The sequence below is a fragment of the Nocardia sp. KT25-26 genome (genome assembly GCF_056627695.1).
Window position 1 is genome coordinate 1,928,748 of record NZ_CM152813.1, and the last position, 23,263, is coordinate 1,952,010.

General features: G+C 70.5%; 25 protein-coding genes. 20 read left to right on the forward strand and 5 right to left on the reverse strand.

Annotation, left to right across the window (positions count from 1 at the left end; all coding sequences use genetic code 11):
- Positions 1–30: 30 nt before the first annotated feature.
- The 3 genes from AC1HFH_RS08820 (at position 31) to ffh (ending at position 4,484) form a co-directional block, all read left to right on the forward strand.
- On the forward strand, positions 31–2,424 hold the full coding sequence (locus AC1HFH_RS08820; RefSeq protein WP_480246939.1) for a [protein-PII] uridylyltransferase: 2,394 nt from the start codon (positions 31–33) through the stop codon (positions 2,422–2,424).
- A gap of 120 nt (positions 2,425–2,544) precedes the next feature.
- Positions 2,545–2,832: a hypothetical protein gene (locus tag AC1HFH_RS08825; RefSeq protein WP_480246940.1), complete on the forward strand. Its 288-nt coding sequence runs from the start codon at positions 2,545–2,547 to the stop codon at positions 2,830–2,832.
- A gap of 74 nt (positions 2,833–2,906) precedes the next feature.
- Positions 2,907–4,484: a signal recognition particle protein gene (gene ffh, locus AC1HFH_RS08830; RefSeq protein WP_480246941.1), complete on the forward strand. Its 1,578-nt coding sequence runs from the start codon at positions 2,907–2,909 to the stop codon at positions 4,482–4,484.
- 9 nt (positions 4,485–4,493) lie between these two features.
- On the opposite strand, the gene AC1HFH_RS08835 is transcribed toward ffh, so the two are convergent.
- Complete coding sequence (locus AC1HFH_RS08835) at positions 4,494–5,588, reverse strand: amidohydrolase family protein (RefSeq protein WP_480246942.1); 1,095 nt, start codon at positions 5,586–5,588, stop codon at positions 4,494–4,496.
- Between the two features lie 266 nt (positions 5,589–5,854).
- Between AC1HFH_RS08835 and rpsP the strand changes: the two genes are divergently transcribed.
- Genes rpsP through trmD form a run of 4 tightly spaced genes read left to right on the forward strand, consistent with a single transcriptional unit; the run spans position 5,855 to position 7,791 of the window.
- Positions 5,855–6,292 (forward strand): 30S ribosomal protein S16, encoded by a 438-nt coding sequence (gene rpsP, locus AC1HFH_RS08840; protein ID WP_480246943.1) that lies wholly within the window; start codon positions 5,855–5,857, stop codon positions 6,290–6,292.
- 1 nt (position 6,293) lies between these two features.
- A complete protein-coding gene (locus AC1HFH_RS08845; protein ID WP_480246944.1) occupies positions 6,294–6,536 on the forward strand; it encodes an RNA-binding protein in 243 nt (80 codons plus the stop codon).
- Complete coding sequence (rimM, locus tag AC1HFH_RS08850; RefSeq protein WP_480246945.1) at positions 6,537–7,061, forward strand: ribosome maturation factor RimM; 525 nt, start codon at positions 6,537–6,539, stop codon at positions 7,059–7,061.
- A 46-nt stretch (positions 7,062–7,107) separates the two neighbouring features.
- Entirely contained in the window at positions 7,108–7,791 is a 684-nt protein-coding gene (gene trmD, locus AC1HFH_RS08855) for a tRNA (guanosine(37)-N1)-methyltransferase TrmD (RefSeq protein WP_480246946.1), read from the forward strand.
- Positions 7,792–7,808: 17 nt separating this feature from the next.
- On the opposite strand, the gene AC1HFH_RS08860 is transcribed toward trmD, so the two are convergent.
- Both AC1HFH_RS08860 and AC1HFH_RS08865 read right to left on the reverse strand, forming a co-directional pair.
- Positions 7,809–8,183 (reverse strand): VOC family protein, encoded by a 375-nt coding sequence (locus AC1HFH_RS08860; RefSeq protein WP_480246947.1) that lies wholly within the window; start codon positions 8,181–8,183, stop codon positions 7,809–7,811.
- 9 nt (positions 8,184–8,192) lie between these two features.
- Positions 8,193–9,044: a helix-turn-helix transcriptional regulator gene (locus AC1HFH_RS08865; protein ID WP_480246948.1), complete on the reverse strand. Its 852-nt coding sequence runs from the start codon at positions 9,042–9,044 to the stop codon at positions 8,193–8,195.
- 95 nt (positions 9,045–9,139) lie between these two features.
- On the opposite strand from AC1HFH_RS08865, the gene AC1HFH_RS08870 reads away from it, so the two are divergent.
- Entirely contained in the window at positions 9,140–10,852 is a 1,713-nt protein-coding gene (locus tag AC1HFH_RS08870) for an AMP-binding protein (protein ID WP_480246949.1), read from the forward strand.
- Here AC1HFH_RS08870 and AC1HFH_RS08875 read toward each other — a convergent pair.
- Positions 10,810–11,181 carry a VOC family protein gene (locus AC1HFH_RS08875; RefSeq protein WP_480246950.1) on the reverse strand — a complete coding sequence of 124 codons (372 nt, stop codon included), beginning with the start codon at positions 11,179–11,181 and terminating at the stop codon, positions 10,810–10,812. The two genes, AC1HFH_RS08870 and AC1HFH_RS08875, sit on opposite strands and share 43 nt — an antisense overlap.
- Before the next feature lie 124 nt (positions 11,182–11,305).
- Between AC1HFH_RS08875 and AC1HFH_RS08880 the strand changes: the two genes are divergently transcribed.
- From AC1HFH_RS08880 to AC1HFH_RS08935, 12 genes are all read left to right on the forward strand, one after another.
- On the forward strand, positions 11,306–13,768 hold the full coding sequence (locus AC1HFH_RS08880; protein ID WP_480246951.1) for a Tex family protein: 2,463 nt from the start codon (positions 11,306–11,308) through the stop codon (positions 13,766–13,768).
- Positions 13,769–13,825: 57 nt separating this feature from the next.
- Entirely contained in the window at positions 13,826–14,680 is an 855-nt protein-coding gene (locus AC1HFH_RS08885; RefSeq protein WP_480247781.1) for a hypothetical protein, read from the forward strand.
- Positions 14,681–14,842: 162 nt separating this feature from the next.
- Complete coding sequence (gene rplS / locus AC1HFH_RS08890) at positions 14,843–15,184, forward strand: 50S ribosomal protein L19 (RefSeq protein WP_480246952.1); 342 nt, start codon at positions 14,843–14,845, stop codon at positions 15,182–15,184.
- 88 nt (positions 15,185–15,272) lie between these two features.
- The gene (gene lepB / locus AC1HFH_RS08895; protein WP_480246953.1) at positions 15,273–16,028 is read left to right on the forward strand and encodes a signal peptidase I; all 756 of its coding nucleotides are present in this window, start codon (positions 15,273–15,275) and stop codon (positions 16,026–16,028) included.
- 65 nt (positions 16,029–16,093) lie between these two features.
- Positions 16,094–16,759, forward strand: coding sequence for a ribonuclease HII (locus AC1HFH_RS08900; RefSeq protein ID WP_480247782.1), 666 nt, complete (start codon positions 16,094–16,096; stop codon positions 16,757–16,759).
- Between the two features lie 46 nt (positions 16,760–16,805).
- Positions 16,806–17,111, forward strand: a complete 306-nt coding sequence (locus AC1HFH_RS08905; protein ID WP_480246954.1) for a DUF2469 domain-containing protein — start codon at positions 16,806–16,808, stop codon at positions 17,109–17,111.
- 119 nt (positions 17,112–17,230) lie between these two features.
- The gene (locus AC1HFH_RS08910; RefSeq protein ID WP_480246955.1) at positions 17,231–17,587 is read left to right on the forward strand and encodes a YraN family protein; all 357 of its coding nucleotides are present in this window, start codon (positions 17,231–17,233) and stop codon (positions 17,585–17,587) included.
- Position 17,588: 1 nt separating this feature from the next.
- The gene (locus AC1HFH_RS08915; protein WP_480246956.1) at positions 17,589–19,097 is read left to right on the forward strand and encodes a YifB family Mg chelatase-like AAA ATPase; all 1,509 of its coding nucleotides are present in this window, start codon (positions 17,589–17,591) and stop codon (positions 19,095–19,097) included.
- 73 nt (positions 19,098–19,170) lie between these two features.
- Complete coding sequence (gene dprA / locus AC1HFH_RS08920) at positions 19,171–20,346, forward strand: DNA-processing protein DprA (RefSeq protein WP_480246957.1); 1,176 nt, start codon at positions 19,171–19,173, stop codon at positions 20,344–20,346.
- A 29-nt stretch (positions 20,347–20,375) separates the two neighbouring features.
- Positions 20,376–21,209 carry an LLM class F420-dependent oxidoreductase gene (locus AC1HFH_RS08925; RefSeq protein WP_480247783.1) on the forward strand — a complete coding sequence of 278 codons (834 nt, stop codon included), beginning with the start codon at positions 20,376–20,378 and terminating at the stop codon, positions 21,207–21,209.
- A gap of 181 nt (positions 21,210–21,390) precedes the next feature.
- The gene (locus tag AC1HFH_RS08930) at positions 21,391–22,314 is read left to right on the forward strand and encodes a tyrosine recombinase XerC (RefSeq protein WP_480246958.1); all 924 of its coding nucleotides are present in this window, start codon (positions 21,391–21,393) and stop codon (positions 22,312–22,314) included.
- A 209-nt stretch (positions 22,315–22,523) separates the two neighbouring features.
- Positions 22,524–22,883 (forward strand): YidH family protein, encoded by a 360-nt coding sequence (locus tag AC1HFH_RS08935; RefSeq protein WP_480246959.1) that lies wholly within the window; start codon positions 22,524–22,526, stop codon positions 22,881–22,883.
- Between the two features lie 92 nt (positions 22,884–22,975).
- On the opposite strand, the gene AC1HFH_RS08940 is transcribed toward AC1HFH_RS08935, so the two are convergent.
- Complete coding sequence (locus AC1HFH_RS08940; protein WP_480246960.1) at positions 22,976–23,206, reverse strand: hypothetical protein; 231 nt, start codon at positions 23,204–23,206, stop codon at positions 22,976–22,978.
- Positions 23,207–23,263: the final 57 nt, after the last annotated feature.

Genomic DNA, 23,263 nt, shown 5'->3' on the forward strand with positions numbered 1-23,263 from the left:
CCCGGACGCCCCGGCACAGGCGGTGGGGTAGTGGGCGGTATACAGAACAACGGCGCGGCCGATCTGGTCCGGGCGCGGGAGCACTTGCTCGCCGGCGCCGGGCCGCGGAATCCCCGCCTGGATGCGCAGGGCCTGCGCGATGCCCTGGTCGACCTGTTCGACCTGTGGCTGACGACCAAGGGGCACGACGTCGGGATCACCGCCGACAGCGGGCTGGCACTGGTCGCCGTCGGGGGCCTCGGCCGTCGCGAGATGCTGCCTTATTCGGACCTGGATCTGGTGCTGCTGCACGACGATGTCGATCCGGACCGGGTGGCGGAGGTGGCCGACCGGCTCTGGTATCCGCTGTGGGATGCGCACATCAAGCTCGACCACAGTGTCCGCACGGTGCCCCAGGCACTGCAGGTCGCCTCGACGGATCTGATCGCCGCGTTCGGGATGCTGGAGGCCCGGCACATCGTCGGTGACGAGGATCTGACCGGGCTGCTGATCGGTGGTGTCCGCCGGGAATGGCGCACCGGAATCCGGTCCCGCTTCGACGAACTGATCGCCCAGGCGCAGGCCCGCTGGCAGCGCAGCGGGCAGATCGCCCACCGGGCCGAACCGGATCTGAAGAACGGCCGGGGCGGGTTGCGCGATCTGCAACTGCTGGACGCGCTCGCAGTGGCCCAGCTCACCGATGCGATGCCGGGCCTCGGGCCCGATGTTCCGGGCGGCGGTGTCGAACAGGCACATCGGCGGCTGCTGGACGTGCGCACCGAACTGCACCGGGTGGCCGGGCGGGCCCGGGACCAGTTGCGCGCCCAGGACGCCGACGAGATCGGAGCGGCGCTGCGCATCGGCGACCGGTTCGATCTGGCCCGCACCCTGAGCGATTCGGCTCGCACCGTGAGCTACTCGGTCGATGTCGGCCTGCGGACGGCTGCCAACGCACTGCCCCGGCGCGGGCTGGCCCGGTTGCGCCGCCGCCCGGTGCGGCGACCACTCGATGAGGGGGTGGTCGAGCACTCCGGCGAAGTGGTGCTGGCCCGCGACGCCCGGCCGCAACGGGATCCGGGGCTGATCCTGCGGGTGGCGGCGGCGTCGGCCCGGACCGGTCTGCCCATCTCGGCGACCACCTTGAACCGGCTCTCCGACGATGCCCCCGAGCTGCGGGAACCCTGGCCGCAGGACGCCCGCAACGATCTGCTGGTCCTGCTCGGCGCCGGCCGCAACACCATCGATGCGGTCGAGGCACTGGACCGGACCGGGTTGTGGGGCCGGCTGTTCCCCGAGTGGGGTGCGGTGCGCGATCTGCCGCCGCGCGATGCCGTGCACACCTGGACCGTCGACCGGCATCTGATCGAGGCAGTCGTCCAGGCTGCGGCACGCAGCACCCGGGTGTCGCGCCCCGATCTGCTCGCGCTCGGCGCGCTGCTGCACGACCTCGGGAAGGGTCGGGCCGGTGACCACAGCGTGGTCGGCGCCGAGCTGGCCACCCACATCGGGCGGCGGCTGGGGCTCCCACCGGCGGATGTCGAGATCCTCGCCGCCGTGGTCCGACACCATCTGCTGCTCCCCGATACGGCGATGCGCCGCGACCTCGGTGACCCGGCCACCATTCGGTACGTCGTCGATGCCCTCGACGGTGACCTGACCCGGCTGGAGCTGCTGCACACCCTGGCCGAAGCGGATTCGCTGGCCACCGGCCCGGGCGTCTGGGGCGACTGGAAGGCCGCATTGATCGGCGACCTGGTGCGACGGTGCCGGCTGGTGATGGCCGGGCATCCGCTGCCGGGGCCGGTCGAGATCCCGCCGGAACTGGTGGCGAAGGCCGAAACCGGCGGTGTGCACGTCGAGCTGGCGCCGGGGGAGAGCAAACACTCGTACCGGCTCACCGTGATCGGCCCGGACCGGCCGGGCATGCTGGCCGACGCCGCCGGGGTGCTGGCCCTGCATTCGCTGCGGGTGCTGGCCGCATCGCTGGGCAGTGCCGGTACCGCAGCGATCAACACCTTCCTGGTCACGCCGCCGTTCGGTGCGCCACCGGATCCGGGACTGCTGCGTCAGGAACTGATCCGGGCCTCGGCCGGGGATCTCGACCTGGCGGCGGCCCTGGCCGAGCGGGAACGCGCCGCCGGGCCCCGCGATGCCCAGGCACCGCCGCGGGTGCTGTGGTCGACGGCCCCGGACGGCGACCGGACGCTGCTGGAAGTGCGCACCGAGGACCGGATCGGCCTGCTCAGCAGGCTGGCCGGGGTGTTCGCCGCGCAGAACGCCGATGTCCGCTGGGCCAAGGCGGTCACCATGGGTGCCGCGGTCGTCGACGTGTTCTGCCTGGATCTGCCGGGATCCGGTGATGCCGCGCGTCGGGAGAAGCTGGAACGCGCCGTCCTGGAAGTGGTTCCGCATCCGGCGCCACCTCCACCACCGGAGGACTCCTGACCCGTCGGGACACAGCTTGCTATCGGATTGCTCGCAATGTCGCTGCGTACCGCGAGACCGGCCGGTACGGACCGTACGATCACCTGGACCGGTGTGCACCCACATGAGGGGAGCAGTGCCATGTCCATCCAGGTGGTCGCCGCATCGCTGATGACCAGTGACGACACGGCGCACGTGGCACGGTGCGTCGGCGGGGACGGCTGGGTGGTCTCCTGGCTGCCGGGCCGCACCCTGACCGGTTCCCAGGCGGTGGCGGCGATGACGGTGGCCGCGGCCGTCGGGCGGCTGGGGGCGGCGGGCGCCACCGAGCTCGGCGGATTGGACGAGCCCGCCTGGGTTCTCGGGCTCACCGCCAACGAGGCGGCCTGTCTCGCAGCGACCGCTTCGGCACCCAGGCAGCCGACCTGACCGCTCCGGCCGGGACGGATCCCATTACCCTGGGGGAGGCAACAGACGTCCCTTTCAGATCAGGAGCGCGATCGGTGTTCGAATCCCTGTCCGACCGGCTTACCGGTGCCCTCTCGGATCTGCGCGGTAAGGGGCGACTGTCACCGGCCGACATCGACGCCACCGCTCGCGAGATCCGGCTGGCCCTGCTCGAGGCCGATGTGGCGCTGCCCGTGGTGCGCGGCTTCATCGCCCGGATCAAGGAGCGGGCCAAGGGCGCCGAGGTCTCCGCCGCGTTGAATCCGGCCCAGCAGGTGGTCAAGATCGTCAACGAGGAGCTCGTCGGCATCCTCGGTGGCGAGACCCGCCGGCTGAACCTGGCCAAGAACCCGCCGACGGTGATCATGCTGGCCGGTCTGCAGGGTGCCGGTAAAACGACCCTGGCCGGCAAGCTGGCCCGGTGGTTGAAGGGGCAGGGCCATCAGCCGCTGCTGGTGGCCTGTGACCTGCAGCGCCCCGGCGCGGTGACCCAGTTGCAGGTGGTCGGCGACCGGGCCGAGGTGCCGGTGTTCGCGCCCCATCCGGGTACCTCGGTGGGCGGCGGCGAGAACCCGCTCGGGATCACCGCGGCCGATCCGGTGCGGGTGGCGCGCGACGGTGTCGAGGAGGCCCGGGCCAAGCAGTACGACGTGGTGATCGTCGACACCGCGGGCCGGTTGGGTATCGACGCCGAGCTGATGGAACAGGCCGCCGGGATCCGCGATGCGGTGCAGCCGGACGAGACGCTGTTCGTCCTCGACGCCATGATCGGCCAGGACGCGGTGAGCACGGCGGAGGCGTTCCGCGACGGTGTCGGCTTCACGGGTGTGGTGCTGACCAAGCTCGACGGTGATGCGCGCGGTGGCGCCGCGCTGTCGGTGCGTAACGTCACCGGTTCGCCGATCATGTTCGCCTCCAGCGGTGAGAAGCTGGAGGACTTCGACGTCTTCCACCCGGATCGGATGGCGAGCCGGATCCTCGGCATGGGTGATGTGCTCACCCTGATCGAGCAGGCCGAGCAGGTCTACGACGCCGAGCAGGCCGAGGCCACGGCCCGCAAGATCGGCAGCGGTGAGCTCACCCTGGAGGACTTCCTCGAGCAGATGCTGGCCATCCGCAAGATGGGCCCGATCGGCAACCTGCTGGGCATGCTGCCGGGTGCCGGTCAGATGAAGGATGTGCTCGCCCAGGTCGACGACAAGCAGCTCGACCGGGTACAGGCCATCATCCGCGGTATGACCCCGGCCGAACGGGACAATCCGAAGATCATCAATGCGTCCCGGCGGCTGCGGATCGCCAACGGTTCCGGTGTCCAGGTCTCCGACGTCAACCAGCTGGTCGACCGGTTCTTCGAGGCCCGGAAGATGATGGCCAGCATGGGTCGGCAGATGGGGATGCCCGGTGCCGGCGGTGGCCGCGGCAAGAACAAGCGCAAAGGCAAGAAGGGCAAGAAGGGACGCGGTCCCACCCCGCCGAAGATGCGCGGCGGAATGCCCGGGATGCCCGCAGGGATGCCGCAGCTGCCCGGCGGCGGCATGCCGGACCTGTCGAATATGCCTCCCGGCCTCGATCAGCTGCCGCCCGGCCTGGACGGCATCGATTTGTCGCAGCTGAAGTTCCCGAAGGGGAAATGACGTAGCGGTCTACCGGTGGCCGACGACCGGGTCGCCCTTTTCCACGACGGCCCCGCGCAGCACCACGTACTGCGGATGGTTCAGGGCTCGCGGCGATCGGCGCGGATCCTCGGCGTAGACGACGAAATCGGCCGGGGCGCCCTCCTCGACACCGGGGCGCCCCAGCCATCGCCGGGCGGACCAGGATGCGGCGCCCAGCGCCTCGTGCGCGGACAGGCCCGCGCCGTGCAGGGCTGCGATCTCGTCCGCGATCCGCCCGTGCCGGATGGAGCCGCCGGCGTCGGTGCCCGCATAGACCGGGACCCCGGCGTCGTGGGCCCGGCCCACGGTGTCGCGCACCCGGCGGTGCAGATCGCGCATATGCGCGGCATAGCGCGGGTACTTCCCCGCACTGTCGGCGATCGACGGGAACGTGTCGATGTTGATCAGGGTCGGCACCAGGGCGGTGCCGTGTTCGAGCATCTGCTCGATGGTGTCGTCGGTGAGGCCGGTGCCGTGCTCGATGCAGTCGATTCCCGCGCCGAGCAGGCCGGGCAGCGCATCCTCGCCGAAGACGTGCGCGGTGACCCGGGCCCCGTTGGCATGGGCGGCGTCGATGGCGGCCTTCAGCACGGTATCGCTCCACAGCGGCGCCAGATCGCCGACGGAGCGATCGATCCAGTCGCCGACGATCTTCACCCAGCCGTCGCCGCGCCGGGCCTGTTCGGCCACGATATCGGGCAGATCCCGCTCGTCGTCCAGTTCGATACCGAGTTCCCGGATGTAGCGTCGGGGTCGCGCGATATGGCGGCCGGCGCGGATGATCCGGGGCAGATCGGCGCGGTCGTCGATGAACCGGGTATCGATCGGGGAGCCGGCGTCACGCAGCAACAGTGCTCCGGCGGCCCGCTCGGTCTCGGCCTGTTCGACGGCGCCGTCCCGGGTCTCGTGCCCGCCGCCGTAGTGGATGCCGACATGGCAGTGCGCATCGACCAGGCCCGGGACGATCCAGCCGGTCCGGCACAGGGTGTCGGACCCGGCCACGGGCTCGAAGGTCACCACGCCGTCGACGACCCAGAGGTCGCGTTCCACGTCGTCGGGCAGCACCACACCGCGCAGATGCACAGCAACCTCCCACGTCGGACGGCTTCGTCTGCAGCCTACCGCCCCCCGCCGGCCGGGGCGGGCCCGAAGGGGCGGGACGGACCGATTTCGGCGGTGGCCGGCCCGTCTGGCAGAATGGATCACCGTCCTCGTCGAGGACAGTGTCAGCCCGTCTCCGGTTCCGTACCGCGCGGCGGTCACGCACTTCAAACGCGAAACCGGGCTCGCCGACCAGGCGGGTCGCCGAATCGCGTGGTGACCAACTACCCGAAAGAGGCAGATAGCACATGGCTGTCAAAATCAAGCTCACCCGCCTGGGCAAGATCCGCAACCCGCAGTACCGCGTCATCGTCGCGGACGCCCGCACCCGCCGGGACGGCCGGGCCATCGAGACCATCGGCAAGTACCAGCCGAAGGAAGAGCCCTCGCTGATCGAGATCGACTCCGAGCGGGCGCAGTACTGGCTGGGTGTCGGCGCGCAGCCGACCGAGCCGGTGAAGCGACTGCTGGAGATCACCGGCGACTGGCAGAAGTTCAAGGGCCTGCCGGGCACCGAGGGCACCCTGAAGGTGAAGGCCGCGAAGCCGTCCAAGCTGGAGCTGTTCAACGCCGCGCTGGCCGCCGCCGACAACGAGCCGGTCGCCGAGGCCGTCACGCCGAAGAAGAAGGCCGCCAAGAAGGACGAGGCCGCCGAGACCGAGGCCGGCGCCGAGGCTGCGGAATAATATGAGCGCCGTCGTCGCCGATGCCGTCGACCACCTGGTCCGCGGCATCGTCGCCAACCCCGATGATGTCCGGGTGGAGCTGCTGACCGGCCGGCGTGGCCGGACAGTCGAGGTGCACGTCCACCCCGACGATCTGGGCAAGGTGATCGGCCGTGGTGGCCGTACCGCCACCGCGCTGCGCACCCTGGTCGCCGGCATCGGAGGCCGTGGCATCCGGGTCGACGTGGTCGACACCGATCAATAGATGGAACTCGTCGTAGGACGGGTCGCCAAATCGCACGGGGTGCGCGGCGAACTCGTCGTCGAGGTGCGCACCGACGAACCGGAACTCCGGTTCGTGCCGGGTGCGCCCCTGCGCGGCCGGATGCCCCGGGCGACGCAGACGCGTGACTACACCGTGGAGTCGGTCCGGGAACACTCGGGCCGGCTCCTGGTGTTCCTGTCCGGCGTCGCGGACCGGACCGCTGCCGATGCGCTGCGCGGCATGCTGTTCGTGATCGACAGTGCCGAGCTGCCGCCTTCGGCGGATCCGGACGAGTTCTACGATCACGAACTGGAGGGCCTGCAGGTCCGGCTGCCCGACGGCACCGAGATCGGAACCGTCACCGAGGTGCTGCATTCGGCGGCCGGGGAACTGCTGTCGGTCCGGGCCGCGGCGGATCGCCGCGAGATCCTGGTCCCGTTCGTCACCGCGATCGTGCCGACGGTATCGATCAGCGGTGGCTACCTCGAAATCGATCCGCCCGAGGGCCTGCTGGATCCGGAGTGAGCCGCACGGCCGGGACCGGCGGGATGCGGAAATGCGGAGTCGCATGATGAAACTGGACGTCGTCACCATCTTTCCGGAGTATCTGGAACCGTTGCGGACGGCGCTGCTCGGCAAGGCCATCGACAAGGGGCTGATCTCCGTCGGCGTCCACGATCTGCGGCAGTGGACGCACGATGTGCACAAGTCGGTGGACGATTCGCCCTACGGTGGCGGCCCAGGCATGGTGATGAAGCCGACCGTCTGGGGTGATGCGCTCGATGCAGTCTGCCCCGATGACGCGCTGCTCGTCGTACCCACCCCGGCCGGCGCCCCGTTCACCCAGGCCACCGCGCGGCGCTGGGCGGCCGAATCGCACCTCGTCTTCGCCTGCGGCCGCTACGAGGGGATCGATCAGCGGGTGTTCGACGATGCGGCCCGCCGGGTGCGGGTCGAGGAGGTCAGCATCGGTGACTATGTGCTGATCGGCGGGGAGGCCGCCGTCCTGGTGATGACCGAGGCGGTGGTCCGGCTGCTGCCCGGCGTCCTGGGCAATCAGCAGTCCCACGAACAGGATTCGTTCTCCGACGGATTGCTGGAGGGACCCAGCTACACCCGGCCGGTGAGCTGGCGTGGTCTCGACGTCCCACCGATCCTGCTCTCCGGTGATCACGCCAAGGTCGATGCCTGGCGGCACGAACAGGCGCTCGCCCGGACCCGGGAACGCCGACCGGACCTGCTGCCACCAGACTAGCCGAGCGTCCGGCCGGGTCACTCCGGGATACGTGCCGTGGTGATACAGAACGGGTGCCCGGCCGGGTCCAACAGGACTCGGAAGATGTCCCCGCCGGAGTGTTCCGGGGCGAGAGTGGCACCGAGATCGATGGCGCGGCGCACCGCCTCGGCGAGTTCGGCCTGGTCGGTGACCGCCAGATCCAGATGCACTATCGAGGCGCCCGGCCAGTCCGGCGGGGTGTGGTCGGCGACCCGGTGCGCGAAGATCGCCTGGCCGGTTTCGGTGCGGATTCCGACACTGCGGTGCTTGCGCCACAGCAGGCGGCCGCCGAGAAGTTGCAGATAGAAGTCGGCGAGGACATCGGGATCGGCGCTGTCGAGCGAGATTCCGGCGATCCGAAACATGGCCATCGCCGGAGTCTAAGGCAGCAGCCCGTACCGGCGGGCCGTCACCACCGCCTGGTGCCGCGACCGGGCATCGAGTTTGTGCATCGCCTGCCGCAGATAGCTCTTGACCGTCTCCTGGCCGAGCGACAGCCGGTGTGCGGCTTCCCGATTGCTGCAGCCGAGCGCGATCTGGGCCAGGACATCGAGCTCGCGACGGGACAGTTGCGGGCCACCGGGATCGCTGTCGCCGGCCGTGATGCGGGTCAGCCGCTCGCACACCGCATCCAACCGGTCCCGGACGGCGCCGTCGGCGGAGGTGGCCAGCTCCCGCAGGTCGGCATGGAGGCCGCGCAGTTCCTCGGTGACGGACGCCGTGGTGCCGGGGACCGGTGGTGCCGCACGGTCCAGCAGTTGCAACCGACGATCCACCTCGTCGCGGACCGCGATCTCGGTGGCCAGCCGCTGTCCCGCCTGGACGACCAGTTCCACGGTGCGGTCGCCGAACGGGCCGCCGCGGCGATTCGCGGCGTACAGCACCGCGCGGGCCCGGTCCGCCACGACCACCGGAACGGCCAGCACCGAACGAATACCTTCACCGGTGACCGGACCGTCGTAATGGTGGGTGATGGTTTCGGCGCGCCGATAGTCGGAGACCGCGGCGGGCCGGCCCATGGCCATCACCCGGCCACCCAGACCGGACGAACGCAGCACCGGCAGGCCACGCAGCCGGTTGGTCACGGTACCGGCGAACTCGGTGAGCAGCAGCGTGTCGTCGTGCACCTGGCCGCCGAAGACCACGGGGACCCCGGCCCGGCGGGCCACCCAGCGGATCTCGGCGCGCAGCGCATCACCGTCGCGCGGCCGCAGCAGTGCAGCCGTGGTCATCGGGATCACCCCATTTCGGGGGTAGTGGTGAACGTGAGCTGACCCACATTCTAGGTGGTGCCGAGTGGCCCGGATCACCGATGAGGAGAGCTGCCATGAACACCGACCTGTCCGAGCGGGTGTCCGAACTGCTCGCGGCCTACGACGGACCCGAGGCGTGCGCCGCCGAACTGCTCTGCGATCGGCACCCCGCCGAGCAGGTGGCGTTCACCGTGATCGAACCCGATCTGAGTGCCCGTGACCTCACCTACGGCGAGTTGCGGGACCGGTCCCGCCGTTGCGCGGCGGCGCTGGCCGAGCTCGGCATCGGACCCGGCGACCGGGTCGCGACCCTGATGGGCAAGTCGGTGGATCTGATCGTCACCCTGCTCGGTATCTGGCGGCGCGGGGCCGTCCACGTTCCGTTGTTCACCGCGTTCGCCCCACCCGCGATCGCGTTCCGGCTGACCGCCGGCCGGGTCGCGGCGGTGGTTGCCGATGCCGATCAGGCGGCGAAGCTGGCCCCGGGCGACGACGTCCCGGCCGCCCTCGGTGCGCAGCTGATCGTCGCCCGGGGCGGGTCGCGCACGCCGGTGGACGCCGGCCGCGCCGTGCTGTATCTCGACGAGTTGCTGGCCGGCCACTCGGTTGCCGAGCGCTGTGCTCCCGCCGCCGTGGTCGGCGGCGACGGCCTGCTGGTCCAGCTGTTCACCAGCGGAACCACGGGTGCCCCGAAGGGGGTGCCGATTCCGGTGCGGGCGCTGGCCTCCTTCCATGCGTATCAGGAGTTCGCGCTGGACGTCCGCCCGGACGACGTCTACTGGAACGCGGCGGACCCCGGCTGGGCCTACGGGCTCTACTACGCGATCCTGAGCCCACTCGCGTCCGGGACCCGCAGTCTGCTGGTGCACGCCGGCTTCTCGCCGGAGTTGACCTGGCGGGTGCTGAGCGAGTTCGGTGTCACCAATTTCGCGGCCGCGCCGACCGTGTACCGGGCGTTGCGTGCTGCCGATACCGCGGTGCCGGAGGGGATCGCGGTGCGCCGGGCCTCGTCCGCGGGGGAGCCACTGACGCCCGAGGTCGTCGAATGGTCGGCCACGGTGCTCGGGGTACCGGTGCGGGACCACTACGGGCAGACCGAACACGGGATGGTCATCTGCCACGCCTGGTACGACGCGGCGGCCACCGCGCCGATCGGGTCGATGGGCCGGCCGTTGCCGGGCTGGAGCTGTGGGGTGCTGGCGGAGCAGTCCGATACCGAGGCGGCGCCGGGTGCGGTCGGCCGGGTCGCCATCGACACCGAACGCAGCCCGCTGCTGTGGTTCCTCGGCTACCTCGACGCACCGGACCGCACGGCGCAGCGGTTCACCGCGGACGGCCGCTGGTACCTGACCGGCGATACGGGTTCCCGCGACGCCGACGGCTACTTCCACTTCTCGGCACGCGACGACGATGTGATCATCATGGCCGGCTATCGGATCGGCCCGTTCGAGGTGGAGAGCGTGCTGGTGCGGCACGAACACGTCGCGGAGGCCGCGGTGGTGGGACGGCCCGACGAACTGCGCGGTGAGGTGCTCGAGGCATTCGTGGTGCCCCGGTCCGGCATCACCGGGGATGCAGAGCTGGCCGCCCGGCTGCAGCAGTTGGTGAAGGACGAGTTCGCCGCCCACGCCTATCCACGCCGGGTGCACTTCGTGACCGACCTGCCCAAGACCCCGAGCGGGAAGGTGCAGCGGTATCTGCTGCGGCAGCGGCCGCCCGGCGTCATCGGGGCGGCCGCCGCGGATCAGAGCAGCCGCGGTGAACGCACGGTGATGCAGAACGGGTGACCGGCCGGGTCGAGCAGCACCCGCCACCGGGGATCCGGCTGCACCGGAGCCGGTTTGGCGCCGATGGCGAGGGCATGCTGCTCGGCCATGTTCAGGTCGGCATCGGCGGCCAGGTCCAGATGAACCACCGAGGTGCCGGGCCACTGCGGGGGCAGGTAGTTCTCGACCCGCTGGGCTGCCAGGCTCAGCCCCGACGGCAGCTGGATACCGATGCCCCGCTCGTCGCTCCACAGCACCCGGCCGCCCAGCAGGCCGAGGTAGAAACGGGCGAGCGCCTCCGGGTCGTCGCAGTCCAGCGAGAGGCCGGCCAGTTGAAACGGTTCTGTCACGCCCCCGAAACTACCGGGCCGGAACGACCCGGAGCATGTTTTGTCGCAACGATATCCGGGTACTCCAAGCCGATTTTCCCAAAGCGAATGACTCGCGGAGGATCGGCCTGCGCACCTGGATGCGATGCCGCCGGATGCCGCGCTAGGGTTTGCTGTCGTGACGACAGCGCCCGAGATCGCCCGTTCGGAGTCGAACGGCACTTCGCCCGACAGCACCTCCGCCCCTGCTGCGCTCGCCGGCGTCGGCGCGCGGATCGCCGAAGAACTGGAGGTGCGGGAGAGTCAGGTACGTGCCGCGGTGGAACTGCTCGACGGCGGGTCCACGGTGCCGTTCATCGCCCGGTACCGCAAGGAGGTCACCGGCGGTCTCGACGACGCCCAGCTGCGCCGTCTGGAGGAACGGCTTTCGTATCTGCGCGAACTCGACGAGCGCCGGGGCACCGTCCTCGAGTCGATCCGGGGCCAGGGCAAGCTCGACGAGGAACTGCACCGGCAGATCCTGCTCGCCGACACCAAGGCCCGGCTGGAGGACATCTATCTCCCGTACAAGCCGAAGCGGCGCACCAAGGCGCAGATCGCCCGGGAGGCCGGCCACGAGCCGGTCGCCGACGCCCTGATCGGGGATCCGGCCACCGATCCGGCCGGATACAGTACCGAGCAGCTCGACGGTGCCCGCGCCATCCTGGTGGAACGTTTCGCCGAGGACGCCGACCTGGTCGGTGAACTCCGGGAACTGATGTGGAACCGGGGCCGGGTGACCGCCACCGTTCGCGCGGGCAAGGAGGAGGCGGGCGCCAAGTTCGCCGATTACTTCGACTTCGCCGAACAATTCACCGACCTGCCCTCGCACCGGATCCTGGCGCTGCTGCGCGGCGAGAAGGAAGAGGTGCTCACCCTGCACCTGGAGCCGGATGCGGACGAACCCGAACCCGGTGAACGGACCGTCTACGAGGGCCGGATCGCGAACCGGTTCGGCATCGCCGACCGGGGCCGCCCCGCCGACGGCTGGCTGCTGGACACCGTCCGCTGGGCGTGGCGGACCAAACTGCAGGTGAGCCTGGGGATCGACACCCGGATGCGGTTGCGGCAATCCGCCGAACGCGATGCCGTCGACGTCTTCGCCGCCAACCTGCGCGATCTGCTGCTGGCCGCTCCCGCGGGGACCCGCGCCACCATGGGCCTCGATCCCGGCTACCGCACCGGAGTGAAGGTGGCCGTGGTCGATGCCACCGGCAAGGTCGTCGCGACCGAGGTGATCTACCCGCACAAGCCGCAGGGGCAGACCGAGAAGTCCCTGGCGACGCTGGGCGCGCTGGTCGCCCGGTTCGGTGTGGAGCTCATCGCCATCGGCAACGGCACCGCCTCTCGCGAGACCGACTCCCTGGCCGCCGAACTGATCACCCGGATCGGCAAGGCGGCCCCGGAGGGCCTCCGGCCGCCGACGAAGGTGATGGTGTCGGAAGCGGGCGCGTCGGTGTACTCGGCCTCGGCGTACGCCTCCCAGGAACTGCCCGATATGGATGTCTCGCTGCGTGGTGCGGTATCCATCGCCCGCCGGCTGCAGGATCCCCTCGCCGAGCTGGTCAAGATCGAGCCCAAGTCGATCGGTGTCGGCCAGTACCAGCACGATGTGTCCGAAACACTCCTGGCGCGGTCGCTGGGCGCCGTGGTCGAAGATGCGGTGAACGCCGTCGGCGTGGATGTGAACACCGCGTCGGTGCCGTTGCTGTCCCGGGTGTCCGGCATCTCCGCATCGGTCGCCGAGAGCATCGTCGCGCACCGGGACGGGAACGGCCCGTTCCGCAGCCGTACGGCGCTCCTCGATGTGCCCCGGCTCGGGCCGAAGGCGTTCGAACAGTGTGCGGGCTTCCTGCGCATCCGGGAGGGCGAGGATCCGCTCGATTCCTCGGCCGTGCACCCGGAGGCCTATCCGGTGGTGCGGCGGATTCTGGACGCCACGGGCAGCGCCGTCGCCGACGTCATCGGCAATACCTCGGTGCTGCGGGCATTGCGACCGGCCGATTTCACCGACGACACCTTCGGCGTGCCGACCGTCACCGACATCATCGCCGAACTGGAGAAGCCCGGCCGGGACCCGCGACCGGAGTTCAAGACGGCCGAATTCGCCGCCGGTGTGGAGAAGGTGGCCGACCTGTCTCCGGGGATGGTGCTGGAGGGCGTCGTCACCAATGTCGCGGCGTTCGGCGCGTTCGTCGACGTCGGGGTGCATCAGGACGGTCTGGTCCACGTCTCGGCGATGTCGCACAATTTCGTCAAGGACCCGCGTGAAGTGGTGAAGTCCGGTGACGTGGTGAAGGTCAAGGTCCTCGAAGTCGACGTGGCCCGGCAGCGGATCGGGCTGACCCTGCGGCTGGACGACGAACCCGGCAAACCGGCTACCGGCGGTTCCCGCCCGAAGCGTTCCGGTGGCGAGCGCTCCGGCGGTGGCCAGAGCGGCAACCGGGCTCGCGGTGGTAAGGGTGGAAACGGTGGCCAGGGTGGTAAGGGCGGCGGTCGGCGCCGCTCGCAACCGGAGCCGACCGGCTCGATGGCCGATGCGCTGCGCCGGGCGGGCTACCGGGGCTGAACCCGGCCGCCCGACCCGGGTCGCCACGGATCCGGCAACCAGTTGACGGGGGTGGACGTGCGTCGATGGCTCGAAGACGATGTGATCGCGCACGGCCGCCTGCCGCTGCTGTGTTTCCTGCTCGGCTTCATCCTCGGATTCCTGTTCATCCGGGTGAGCGTGCGGCTGATCCGGGCGAAGGTGCGCTGGTGGCCGGGCAACCTCCGGGCCGGAGACGTGCACATCCACCACATGGTGTTCGGGGTGATCCTGGTGCTGGGCGCCGGCCTGGGCCTGGTGGCGCTGGCGGAGACCGGCAGCCGGCCGCTCCTGGCTGCGCTGGCCACCGCATTCGGCATCGGTGCGGCCCTGGTGCTCGACGAATTCGCGCTCATCTACTACCTGCGCGATGTCTACTGGGAGGAACAGGGGCGTACCTCGGTGGATGCGGTGTTCGTGGCGATCGCCGTCACCGGACTGCTGCTGCTGGGATTCCATCCGCTGTCGCTGCTGGACATCAACGATTTCCGCTCCTCGATCGGGACCGGCGGGCACATCCTCGCGGTGGTCTTCGCCGGGATCAACCTGCTGCTGGCCGCAGTGGTGATCGCGAAGGGCAAGATCTGGACCGGGCTCTTCGGCATGTTCTTTCCGCCGCTGCTGCTGGTCGGTGCGGTCCGGTTGAGCCGGCCGGGGGCACCCTGGGCCCGATGGCGCTACGCGGAGCGGCGGCGGCTGATGCAGCGTGCCATGGTGCGCGAGCGCCGGTACCGGCGCCCGGTGGTCCGCGCCAAGATCCTGGTGCAGGATCTGGTGGCGGGAAAGCCGGATGCCGAACACGTCCGTACCGCTGCCGAGGCGGAGCTTTCCCGGCGGGTGGTCGCGGCGCCGCCCGCGCCGCACCGGCATCCCCGGCACGGGAGTCCCCGGTGAGGGGCGCCCGATTTCCGCGGCCCGGCCGTCCTCTGGCACAATGATCCGGTTGCCCTGGGCGGATGGTTCCGGGTGCAGCTCTTGTTCGGAGCACGAACCGGTCCGAGCATGCGAATGCCGCCAGGTTCCTCTGTTCTCGCCATGAATCCATAAGGACGGAAAATGAACACCCTTGACTTCGTCGACGAGAAGTCGCTGCGCAGCGATGTCCCCGAGTTCGGCCCGGGTGACACGCTGAACGTGCACGTGAAGGTCATCGAGGGCTCCAAGGAGCGCATCCAGGTCTTCAAGGGCGTCGTGATCCGGCGTCAGGGTGGCGGCATCCGCGAGACCTTCACCGTGCGCAAGGTGTCGTTCGGCGTCGGTGTGGAGCGCACCTTCCCGGTGCACAGCCCCAACATCGATCACATCGATGTGGTGACCCGCGGTGATGTGCGTCGCGCCAAGCTGTACTACCTGCGCGATCTGCGCGGCAAGGCCGCCAAGATCAAGGAGAAGCGCTGAGCTCTGCCCGCGCGGCTTTCTCGACGCGGACTTCGGCTGGTAGCCCGGTACCCGACCTCGGTCGGTGTGCCGGGCTACTCTGTTCGGCGTGGCAGACGAAAGTGAGTCGGTGAGGATGTCGGGTCCGGACGACGAGCACGGCCGGGGCCGTGGCGGGAAGAAGCAGCGGCCGTTCTGGCAGGAGCTGCCGATCCTCATCGTGATCGCCGCGGTGATCGCGGCGGTGATGGTTACTTTCGTGGGCCGCCCGTACGTGATTCCGTCGCAGTCGATGGAGGATACGCTGCTGATCGGCGACCGGATCTACGTGCAGAAGATCAGCTATTACGCCGGTGAACCGGAACCGGGGGATGTCGTCGTGTTCGTGGGCCCGGATTCGTGGAACGGACACTATCGCTCGATCCGCTCGGACAACACCGTGGTGCGCGGTGCGCAGAATTTCCTGTCCTTCTTCGGCCTGGTGCCGCCGGACGAGAACGATCTGGTGAAGCGAGTGATCGCGGTCGGTGGTCAGACGGTGCAGTGCTGTGACGATCAGGGCCGGGTCATGGTGGACGGCAAACCGTTGGACGAGCCGTACATCAAGAAGGACTACCCCTGGTACACAGATCGGCCCAATGCGCCGTATCCGGCGGGCCGGGTCTTCGGCCCGGTGACGGTGCCGGAGGGCAACCTGTGGGTGATGGGTGACAACCGCAACGAATCGGCCGATTCCCGGGCCCATGTGGGCGACGAACTGCAGGGCACCGTGCCGGTGGAGAATGTGCGCGGCAAGACCGTGGTCAAGATCTGGCCGCCCAGCCGGTGGGGCACGGTCCCCTCGCAGGACCCGCAGCAGAACTGACCACCGGCGGCTGGGATAATCGTACGGTGGGGCGAGAGCGGACGAACTGGCCGCCGCGGGTGGCGATGCGCCGGGCCGGTGGCCTGCGCACCCTGGAATCGGCATTGATCCGGAGCGGTCTCGGGCCGGTGGCCGGAGTGGACGAGGCGGGCCGCGGGCCGTGTGCCGGACCGCTGGTGGTGGCGGCGTGCATCCTTGCACCGCGGGCGCAGACCGCCCTGGCGGGACTGGACGACTCCAAACGGCTCACCGAGTCGGCCCGGGAGCAGCTGTACCCGGTGATCACCCGGCTCGCCCTGGCCTGGCAGGTGGTCGTGGTGCCGGCCTGGGAGATCGATGCGATCGGGATCCATGTCGCCAATATCGAAGGCATGCGTCGTGCGGTCGCCGGTCTGGGTTCCACGCCCGGGTACGTGCTCACCGACGGCTTCCGGGTGCCGGGGCTGCCGGTGCCGTCGCTGCCGGTGATCGGGGGAGACGGTGCGGCGGCATGTATCGCAGCGGCCAGTATTCTTGCCAAAGTGACCCGCGACCGGATGATGGTGGCCCTCGACGCCGAACTGCCCGGATACGGGTTCGCCGCCCACAAGGGCTACAACACCGCCGAGCACACCGCGGCGCTCACCGCGCTCGGCCCCTCCAGCGAACATCGTCGTTCCTGGCGTAATGTGCGGGAACTGGAGGTCGCGGCGGGTGGCCGGTTGGCCACCGACGTCGCGCATGCGCGATGATGGCAGCACAGCACGCAGCATCGCGAGAAGGAGGACGTCCCACCCGATGAGTGCCGAGGACCTCGAGAGGTACGAAACCGAGATGGAGCTGTCCCTGTACCGCGAGTACAAGGACATCGTCGGTCAGTTCTCGTACGTGGTCGAGACCGAACGACGGTTCTACCTGGCCAATTCGGTGGAACTGCGCCCGCAGAACGCCGACGGCGAGGTGTACTTCGAGGTGCGGATGAGCGATGCCTGGGTGTGGGACATGTACCGACCGGCTCGCTTCGTCAAGCACGTCCGGGTGATCACGTTCAAAGATGTGAACATCGAGGAACTGGAGAAGCCGGATCTGCGCCTGCCGGAATGACCGGCCGGCGCACCCCGCCGCGACACCGAGTTCTCCACAGTCGATGAGTTGTCCACAGGTTCGTTGTCTGCCCAGGTCACCGCGGCCGGTGCCGAAACCGGCCGGGCGACGCTGGGGCGGTGACGGATAAACGGGCGCTCGGCGCATACGGAGAACAGCTGGCCGCGCAGTATCTGCGCGACGGCGGGATGGATATTCTCGCCCGCAACTGGCGATGCCGGTACGGGGAGCTCGACCTGATCGCCACCGAACCCGGTGTGACAGCCTTCGTCGAGGTGAAGACCCGGTCCGGGACCCGATTCGGCTCGCCGGCCGAGGCGGTGACCTTCGACAAGCAGCAGCGGATCCGCCGGCTGGCCCTGCTGTGGCTGGCCGAACAGGAAGCACCGTGGCGGCGGGTCCGGTTCGATGTGGTCTCGGTGCTGGTGCAGCGCGGGCATCGGCCGGTGATCGATCACCTGCGGGCGGTGTTCTGAGATGGCGCTCGGACGAGCACTGTCGGTCGCAGTGGCCGGGGTGGACGGGCAGATCGTCGAGATCGAGGCCGATATCGGGCAGGGACTGCCGTCGGTGAACCTGGTCGGGCTGCCCGACACCGCCCTGCAGGAATCCCGCAACCGGGTCCGGTCGGCTGTGGCCAACTCCGGCGAGAAATGGCCGGACGGCCGCGTCACCCTCGCCCTGTCCCCGGCCACCCTGCCGAAGGTGGGCAGCGTATACGACCTGGCGCTCGCCGTTGCGGTGCTGCACGCCTCGGGCGCCGTCCCCGGCGACCGTGCGGCGGGTGCGGTACTGCTCGGGGAGCTCGCGCTCGACGGTCGGGTGCGGCGGGTCCGCGGGGTATTGCCCGCGGTGCTCGCCGCCCGGACCGCGGGGATCGGCACGGTGGTGGTCCCCGCCGAAGCGGTCGAGGAGGCCGGGCTCGTCGACGGGATCGAGGTGCTCGGCGCATCCGATCTGCGCGCGACCGTGTCCTGGTTGCGGGGTGCGGGCGGGCTGATCGAACCGGCCGGCCGGGTGGTCGGCGCACCGGTGACCGCCGGTGATCTGAGCGAGGTGGTCGGCCAGGACGAGGCACGGTGGGCGCTCGAGGTTGCGGCGGCCGGCGGACACCATCTGCTGCTCACCGGACCGCCCGGAATCGGCAAGACGATGCTGGCCCAGCGCCTGCCCAGCCTGCTGCCGCCGTTGACCGCGCCCGAGGCGCTGGAGGTCACCGCGATCCATTCGATGGCGGGCACCCTGTCCGCCGGCGAACCGCTGATCACCGTGCCGCCGTTCGTGGCCCCGCATCATTCGACCTCGGCCACCGCCATGATCGGCGGCGGCTCCGGACTGGCCCGCCCCGGTGCGGTGAGCCGAGCCCACCGCGGTGTGCTGTTCCTCGACGAATGCGCCGAGATCGGAACGAAGGTGCTGGAGGCCATGCGGACACCGTTGGAGGAAGGCGAGGTGCGGATCGCCCGCCGCGACGGCGTCGCCCGGTATCCGGCCCGGTTCCAGCTGGTGCTGGCGGCGAACCCCTGTCCCTGTGCGCCCGCGCGGGACGTGGACTGCATCTGCGCCCCGCTCGCCCGGCGGCGCTATCTGGGCAAACTGTCCGGGCCGCTGCTCGATCGGATCGATATCTGGGTCCGGATGCACGGACACCGGGGCGCGGCGTTCGATGCCGACACTCCGGAGTCCAGTGCTGCGGTACGCGAGCGGGTGGCCCGCGCCCGGGAGGCGGCGGCGCAGCGGTGGCGGGACTTCGGGTGGACCAGCAATGCCGAAGTACCCGGGCATGTGCTGCGGCAGCGTTTCCGGCTTCCGGTCGATGCGGTGGCCCCGATCGAAGCCGCGCTGCGGACCGGGCAGATGTCGGCGCGGGGCGCCGATCGAGCGGTCCGGGTGGCCTGGACGGTCTGCGACCTGCGCGGAGCGGAGCAGCCGTCGGTCCGGGACGTGCTGGCGGCCTTGAACTTCCGGCAGCGGAGTGCGGCATGAGCGCGCAGATGCGGGAACCGGGATCACCCGGCACCGGGTGCCCGCGATCGTCGGGCACCGGCGAGGTGCGCTCATGAACGGGGTGGGGCTCGGTGCGCCCGAACCGGTCGTGCCGATCGGTGCCGGCGATGAGCGCCGGCTGGCCTGGGCCTATCTGTCCCGGGTGGTACAGGCGCCCTGTGCACCGCTGTCGGCGCTGATCGAGCGGGTGGGCGTGCTGGAAGCCGCTCGCGCGGTTCGGGAGTGTGCGCTGCCGGAACCGCTGCGGTCGGCCACCGGTGCCGGGCGCGGTGTCGATGTGGCGGCTCGTGACCTGGCGGTGCTGGCCGAGCTGGGTGGCCGGTTGGTGACTCCGGATGATCCGGAGTGGCCGGCCTGGCGGCTGCTCGGTCTGGAACAGCTGGCACCGGGGCGCGACGGTGACGGTGGGGTACCGCTGGCGTTGTGGGTGCGTGGCCCGGGGTCGCTCGCCCAGCTCACCGAGCGGGCGGTCGCGGTGGTGGGCGCCCGGTGCAGTACCGGATACGGGGAGCAGGTGGTCGGGGAGGTCGTCGGGGAGCTCGCGGCGCACGGTTGGACGATCGTCTCCGGGGCGGCGTTCGGGATCGACGGCGCCGCGCATCGTGCCGCCCTGGGTGTCGGTGGCCCGACGATCGCCGTACTGGCCTGCGGGCTCGATCGCCCGTACCCGGCGCAGCATCATCGGCTGCTCGACGCCATCGCCGACACCGGACTGGTGGTGAGCGAGTATCCGCCCGGTGCAGTAGCGCACAAGCACCGCTTCCTGGCGCGCAACCGGCTGATCGCCGCCCTCGCGGACGGGGTGCTGGTGGTCGAGGCGGGGCGGCGCAGCGGTGCCCGGAACACGGTGAAGTGGGCACGCCGGCAGGGGCGTCCCGCCCTGGCCGTACCGGGATCGGTGGGTTCGGCGGCCTCCGTCGGATGTCACCGGATGATCCGCGAGGGCGAGGCCACCCTGGTGACCGATGCTTCGGAGGTGCTCGAGGCGGTCGGGCCACTGCGGTTGGCGGTATCCGGTGCACCGGTTCCGGAGGTGGCCGAGCGGCTGTCCGATGACGAGGCCGAGGTCTATGCGGCGCTGCCGGTCTCCGGCGCGTTGCTGCCGCGGGCGCTCGCCACGGCAACCGGTTTGACGCCGGCGGCGGTCCGGGTGGCGCTGCCCGCGCTGGAGCTGGCCGGGCTGGCCGGCTGCGACGACCGCGGCTGGTTCCGGATGCGTCCGGAATAGCCTCCGGCATCGTGGAGTTGGCACCGGATATGGCGATCGATGGACTCGGACGGTACGGCATCTGGCGGGCGGGCAAGCCTTTCACGCCTCAGGACGCACAGGAACTCGAGGCGCTCGGGTTCGGCACGCTCTGGATCGGCGGTTCACCGCCGGCGCAGCTACCGGGAGTGGCGGAGCTGCTGGCGGCCACCGAGAGCGTCACGGTGGCGACCAGCATCGTGAACATCTGGTCGGCACCGGCGAAGGAACTGGCCGAATCGTTCCACCGGATCGAGGCCCGGTTCCCCGGCCGATTCCTGCTCGGTATCGGTGCCGGACACCCGGAGATCGACGGCACCTACCGCACGCCGTACGACGCGCTGGTGGAGTACCTGGACGAGCTCGACGCCGCGGGAGTCCCGCAGGACCGGCGGGCACTCGCGGCGCTGGGGCCGCGCGTGCTGCGGCTGGCCCGGGATCGCACGGCGGGGGCGCTGCCGTATCTCGGGACGCCGGACCATACCGCGACAGCGCGCGAGATCCTCGGTCCGGATGCACTGCTGGCCGTCGAGCAGAAGGTCGTGCTCGATGAGGATCCCGAACGGGCCCGCACCACCGGCCGCGCCGTGGTCGGGATGTACCTACAGCTGGCGAACTACGTCGCCAACCTGCGCCGGCTCGGCTTCACCGACGCCGATATCGCGGCTCCGGGCAGTGACCGGATCATCGACGAGCTCGCCCGGCACGGGTCGGTCACCGAGGTGGCGGCAGGTTTGCAGGAGCATCTGCACCGCGGCGCCGACCATGTCGCCGTTCAGGCTCTCGGCGACGATGTGGCCGGCACGCTCCGGGCGCTGGCACCCGCCCTCTCTACCCGGGCCTGATCCGCGCCGGTGCTGCCGGATCGGGCGCAGCGCGAGCGCGCCCGATCCGTTCCGGCCGGCGATCCGGTGCCGGGTTCGGCCCGGCCGGCGCGGCGGTGGCGCCCGGTCGGGTCGTGGCCGGTGGTGGTCCGTCGCGGCGCGTGGGCTTGCGCCGACCGCGCGCGCCCGCAACGGTGGACAGATGCGGGACTTGCCGGAGGATCTGGAAGCGTTGTTGCGCGAATTCGGCCGACAGCTGCGCTACGGGCAGAACCGTTCGGAACACACCGTGCGGGCCTACCTCGGCGACGTGCGGGCACTGCTCGAACAGCTGTACCGGCAAACTCCGGATGCCGCGATCGGTGAACTCGACCTGCCGTTGCTGCGGTCCTGGCTGGCACAGCAGGCGGATGCCGGAATGGCGCGGACCACGCTGGCCCGGCGCGCCTCGGCGGTGCGTACCTTCACCGCCTGGCTGACCGAAACCGGCCGGCTCACCGCCGATTCGGGCGCCCGCCTGCGGGCGCCGAAGGCGCATCGAACGCTGCCGTCGGTACTCGCCCGCAGCCAGGCTTCGTCGGTTATGGCGGCCGCGGAATCCGGGGCGGCCCAGGAGGATCCGATTGCGCTGCGCGACCGGCTGATTGTGGAGCTGTTGTACGCCACCGGTATCCGGGTGAGTGAGCTGTGCGGACTCGACCTCGAGGATCTGGACCGGGAGCGCCGGGTGCTGCGGGTCCTCGGGAAGGGGAACACACAGCGGGTGACGCCGTTCGGTGTTCCGGCCGACACCGCCCTGGAGGCCTGGCTGCGGCGGGGACGGCCCGCCGTCGCCACCGAGACCTCCGGGCCCGCATTGTTGCTCGGGCGCCGCGGCCGGCGGCTCGACCCTCGGCAGGCCCGCACCGTGGTGCACGATGCGGTGTCGGCGATTCCCGGCGCCCCGGACATGGGGCCGCACGGGCTGCGGCACACCGCCGCCACCCACCTGCTGGAAGGCGGCGCCGACCTTCGCGTCGTGCAGGAGCTGCTGGGGCACGCCAGCCTGGCCACCACCCAGCTCTATACCCACGTCTCCGCCGAACGCCTGAAGCGAGTCCACGACCAGGCACATCCGCGCGCCTGATCACGTATCCCGGCATTCCGGTCCGCCGTTCCCGGACCCGGACACCGGCGGCACGGGTGGCGGTGGGTGCACCCGTCGGGGGCAGGTGGCGGTCCGGTCCGCTGGGGCGGTTCGGCCGTATCATCGGCTCGGTCGGTCGAGTGCGGACCGTGACCCGGCGGGGGTGTTCTCGTCGGCCACGGGCAGCTGCGGGAAATCGGGAGGACTTCGTGGATGGACCCGGGGACGATGCCGAATCCGGTGAACAGGAAATCGACTACCGTTTCACGCTCGCCAACGAACGCACCTTTCTGGCCTGGATCCGAACTGCGCTCGGGCTGCTGGCCGGTGGTGTAGCGGTCTACACGCTGGTCGACCCGGATCTGCTGCCCCGATTCCACCGGATCATCACGCTGGTCTGCCTGGTACTGGCGCTGGTGGTGGCAGGCGGTGCCTATGCCCACTGGCGCCGCACCGGCACCGCGATGCGGCGCGGCGAACCGTTGCCCGGCACCGTGCTGGTCCCGCTGCTGGCCATCGGCATCGCAGTGGTCGCGGTACTCGCGGCGATCCCGGTCCTGCTGCAGTGAACGAGTCCGCGAGTGGATCGGTGCCGTCCGGTGCGCCGACACCGGGGCGCCGGAGGTCATCGAAGGCGCGACCGGGGAGCGAGCCGAGCCTGTCACTCGACATCGGCGGACAGCAGGTCGGTCGGGTGTTCGGGTGTGTCGGGGGACAGTGGGCTGGCCGCGTGCTCGGGTGTGTCGGGGGACGGTGGGTCGGTCGGGTGTTCGGGTGTGTCGGGGGACAGCGGGCTGGCCGCGTGCTCGAGTGCGCCGGGGGACGGCGGGTCGGTCAAGGGTTCGGGTGCGCCGGCCGGGTATCCGGATATCCCGACGTGGGTAGCCGGCACGTCTGCCGGGTAGGTGGTCCCGGTGCTTCGGGAGCCAGGGCGGTGAGCCGTGAGGCG

What these genes read in the sequence shown, in the direction of transcription:
- AC1HFH_RS08825 (WP_480246940.1), top strand. Translation starts at nt 2,545, where the DNA reads ATGTCCATCCAGGTGGTCGCCGCATCGCTGATGACCAGTGACGACACG.
- rpsP (WP_480246943.1), top strand. Translation starts at nt 5,855, where the DNA reads ATGGCTGTCAAAATCAAGCTCACCCGCCTGGGCAAGATCCGCAACCCG.
- AC1HFH_RS08845 (WP_480246944.1), top strand. Translation starts at nt 6,294, where the DNA reads ATGAGCGCCGTCGTCGCCGATGCCGTCGACCACCTGGTCCGCGGCATC.
- rimM (WP_480246945.1), top strand. Translation starts at nt 6,537, where the DNA reads ATGGAACTCGTCGTAGGACGGGTCGCCAAATCGCACGGGGTGCGCGGC.
- trmD (WP_480246946.1), top strand. Translation starts at nt 7,108, where the DNA reads ATGAAACTGGACGTCGTCACCATCTTTCCGGAGTATCTGGAACCGTTG.
- AC1HFH_RS08860 (WP_480246947.1), bottom strand. Translation starts at nt 8,183, where the DNA reads ATGGCCATGTTTCGGATCGCCGGAATCTCGCTCGACAGCGCCGATCCC.
- AC1HFH_RS08865 (WP_480246948.1), bottom strand. Translation starts at nt 9,044, where the DNA reads ATGACCACGGCTGCACTGCTGCGGCCGCGCGACGGTGATGCGCTGCGC.
- AC1HFH_RS08870 (WP_480246949.1), top strand. Translation starts at nt 9,140, where the DNA reads ATGAACACCGACCTGTCCGAGCGGGTGTCCGAACTGCTCGCGGCCTAC.
- AC1HFH_RS08880 (WP_480246951.1), top strand. Translation starts at nt 11,306, where the DNA reads ATGCCGCCGGATGCCGCGCTAGGGTTTGCTGTCGTGACGACAGCGCCC.
- rplS (WP_480246952.1), top strand. Translation starts at nt 14,843, where the DNA reads ATGAACACCCTTGACTTCGTCGACGAGAAGTCGCTGCGCAGCGATGTC.
- AC1HFH_RS08900 (WP_480247782.1), top strand. Translation starts at nt 16,094, where the DNA reads ATGCGCCGGGCCGGTGGCCTGCGCACCCTGGAATCGGCATTGATCCGG.
- AC1HFH_RS08905 (WP_480246954.1), top strand. Translation starts at nt 16,806, where the DNA reads ATGAGTGCCGAGGACCTCGAGAGGTACGAAACCGAGATGGAGCTGTCC.
- AC1HFH_RS08915 (WP_480246956.1), top strand. Translation starts at nt 17,589, where the DNA reads ATGGCGCTCGGACGAGCACTGTCGGTCGCAGTGGCCGGGGTGGACGGG.
- dprA (WP_480246957.1), top strand. Translation starts at nt 19,171, where the DNA reads ATGAACGGGGTGGGGCTCGGTGCGCCCGAACCGGTCGTGCCGATCGGT.
- AC1HFH_RS08925 (WP_480247783.1), top strand. Translation starts at nt 20,376, where the DNA reads ATGGCGATCGATGGACTCGGACGGTACGGCATCTGGCGGGCGGGCAAG.
- AC1HFH_RS08930 (WP_480246958.1), top strand. Translation starts at nt 21,391, where the DNA reads ATGCGGGACTTGCCGGAGGATCTGGAAGCGTTGTTGCGCGAATTCGGC.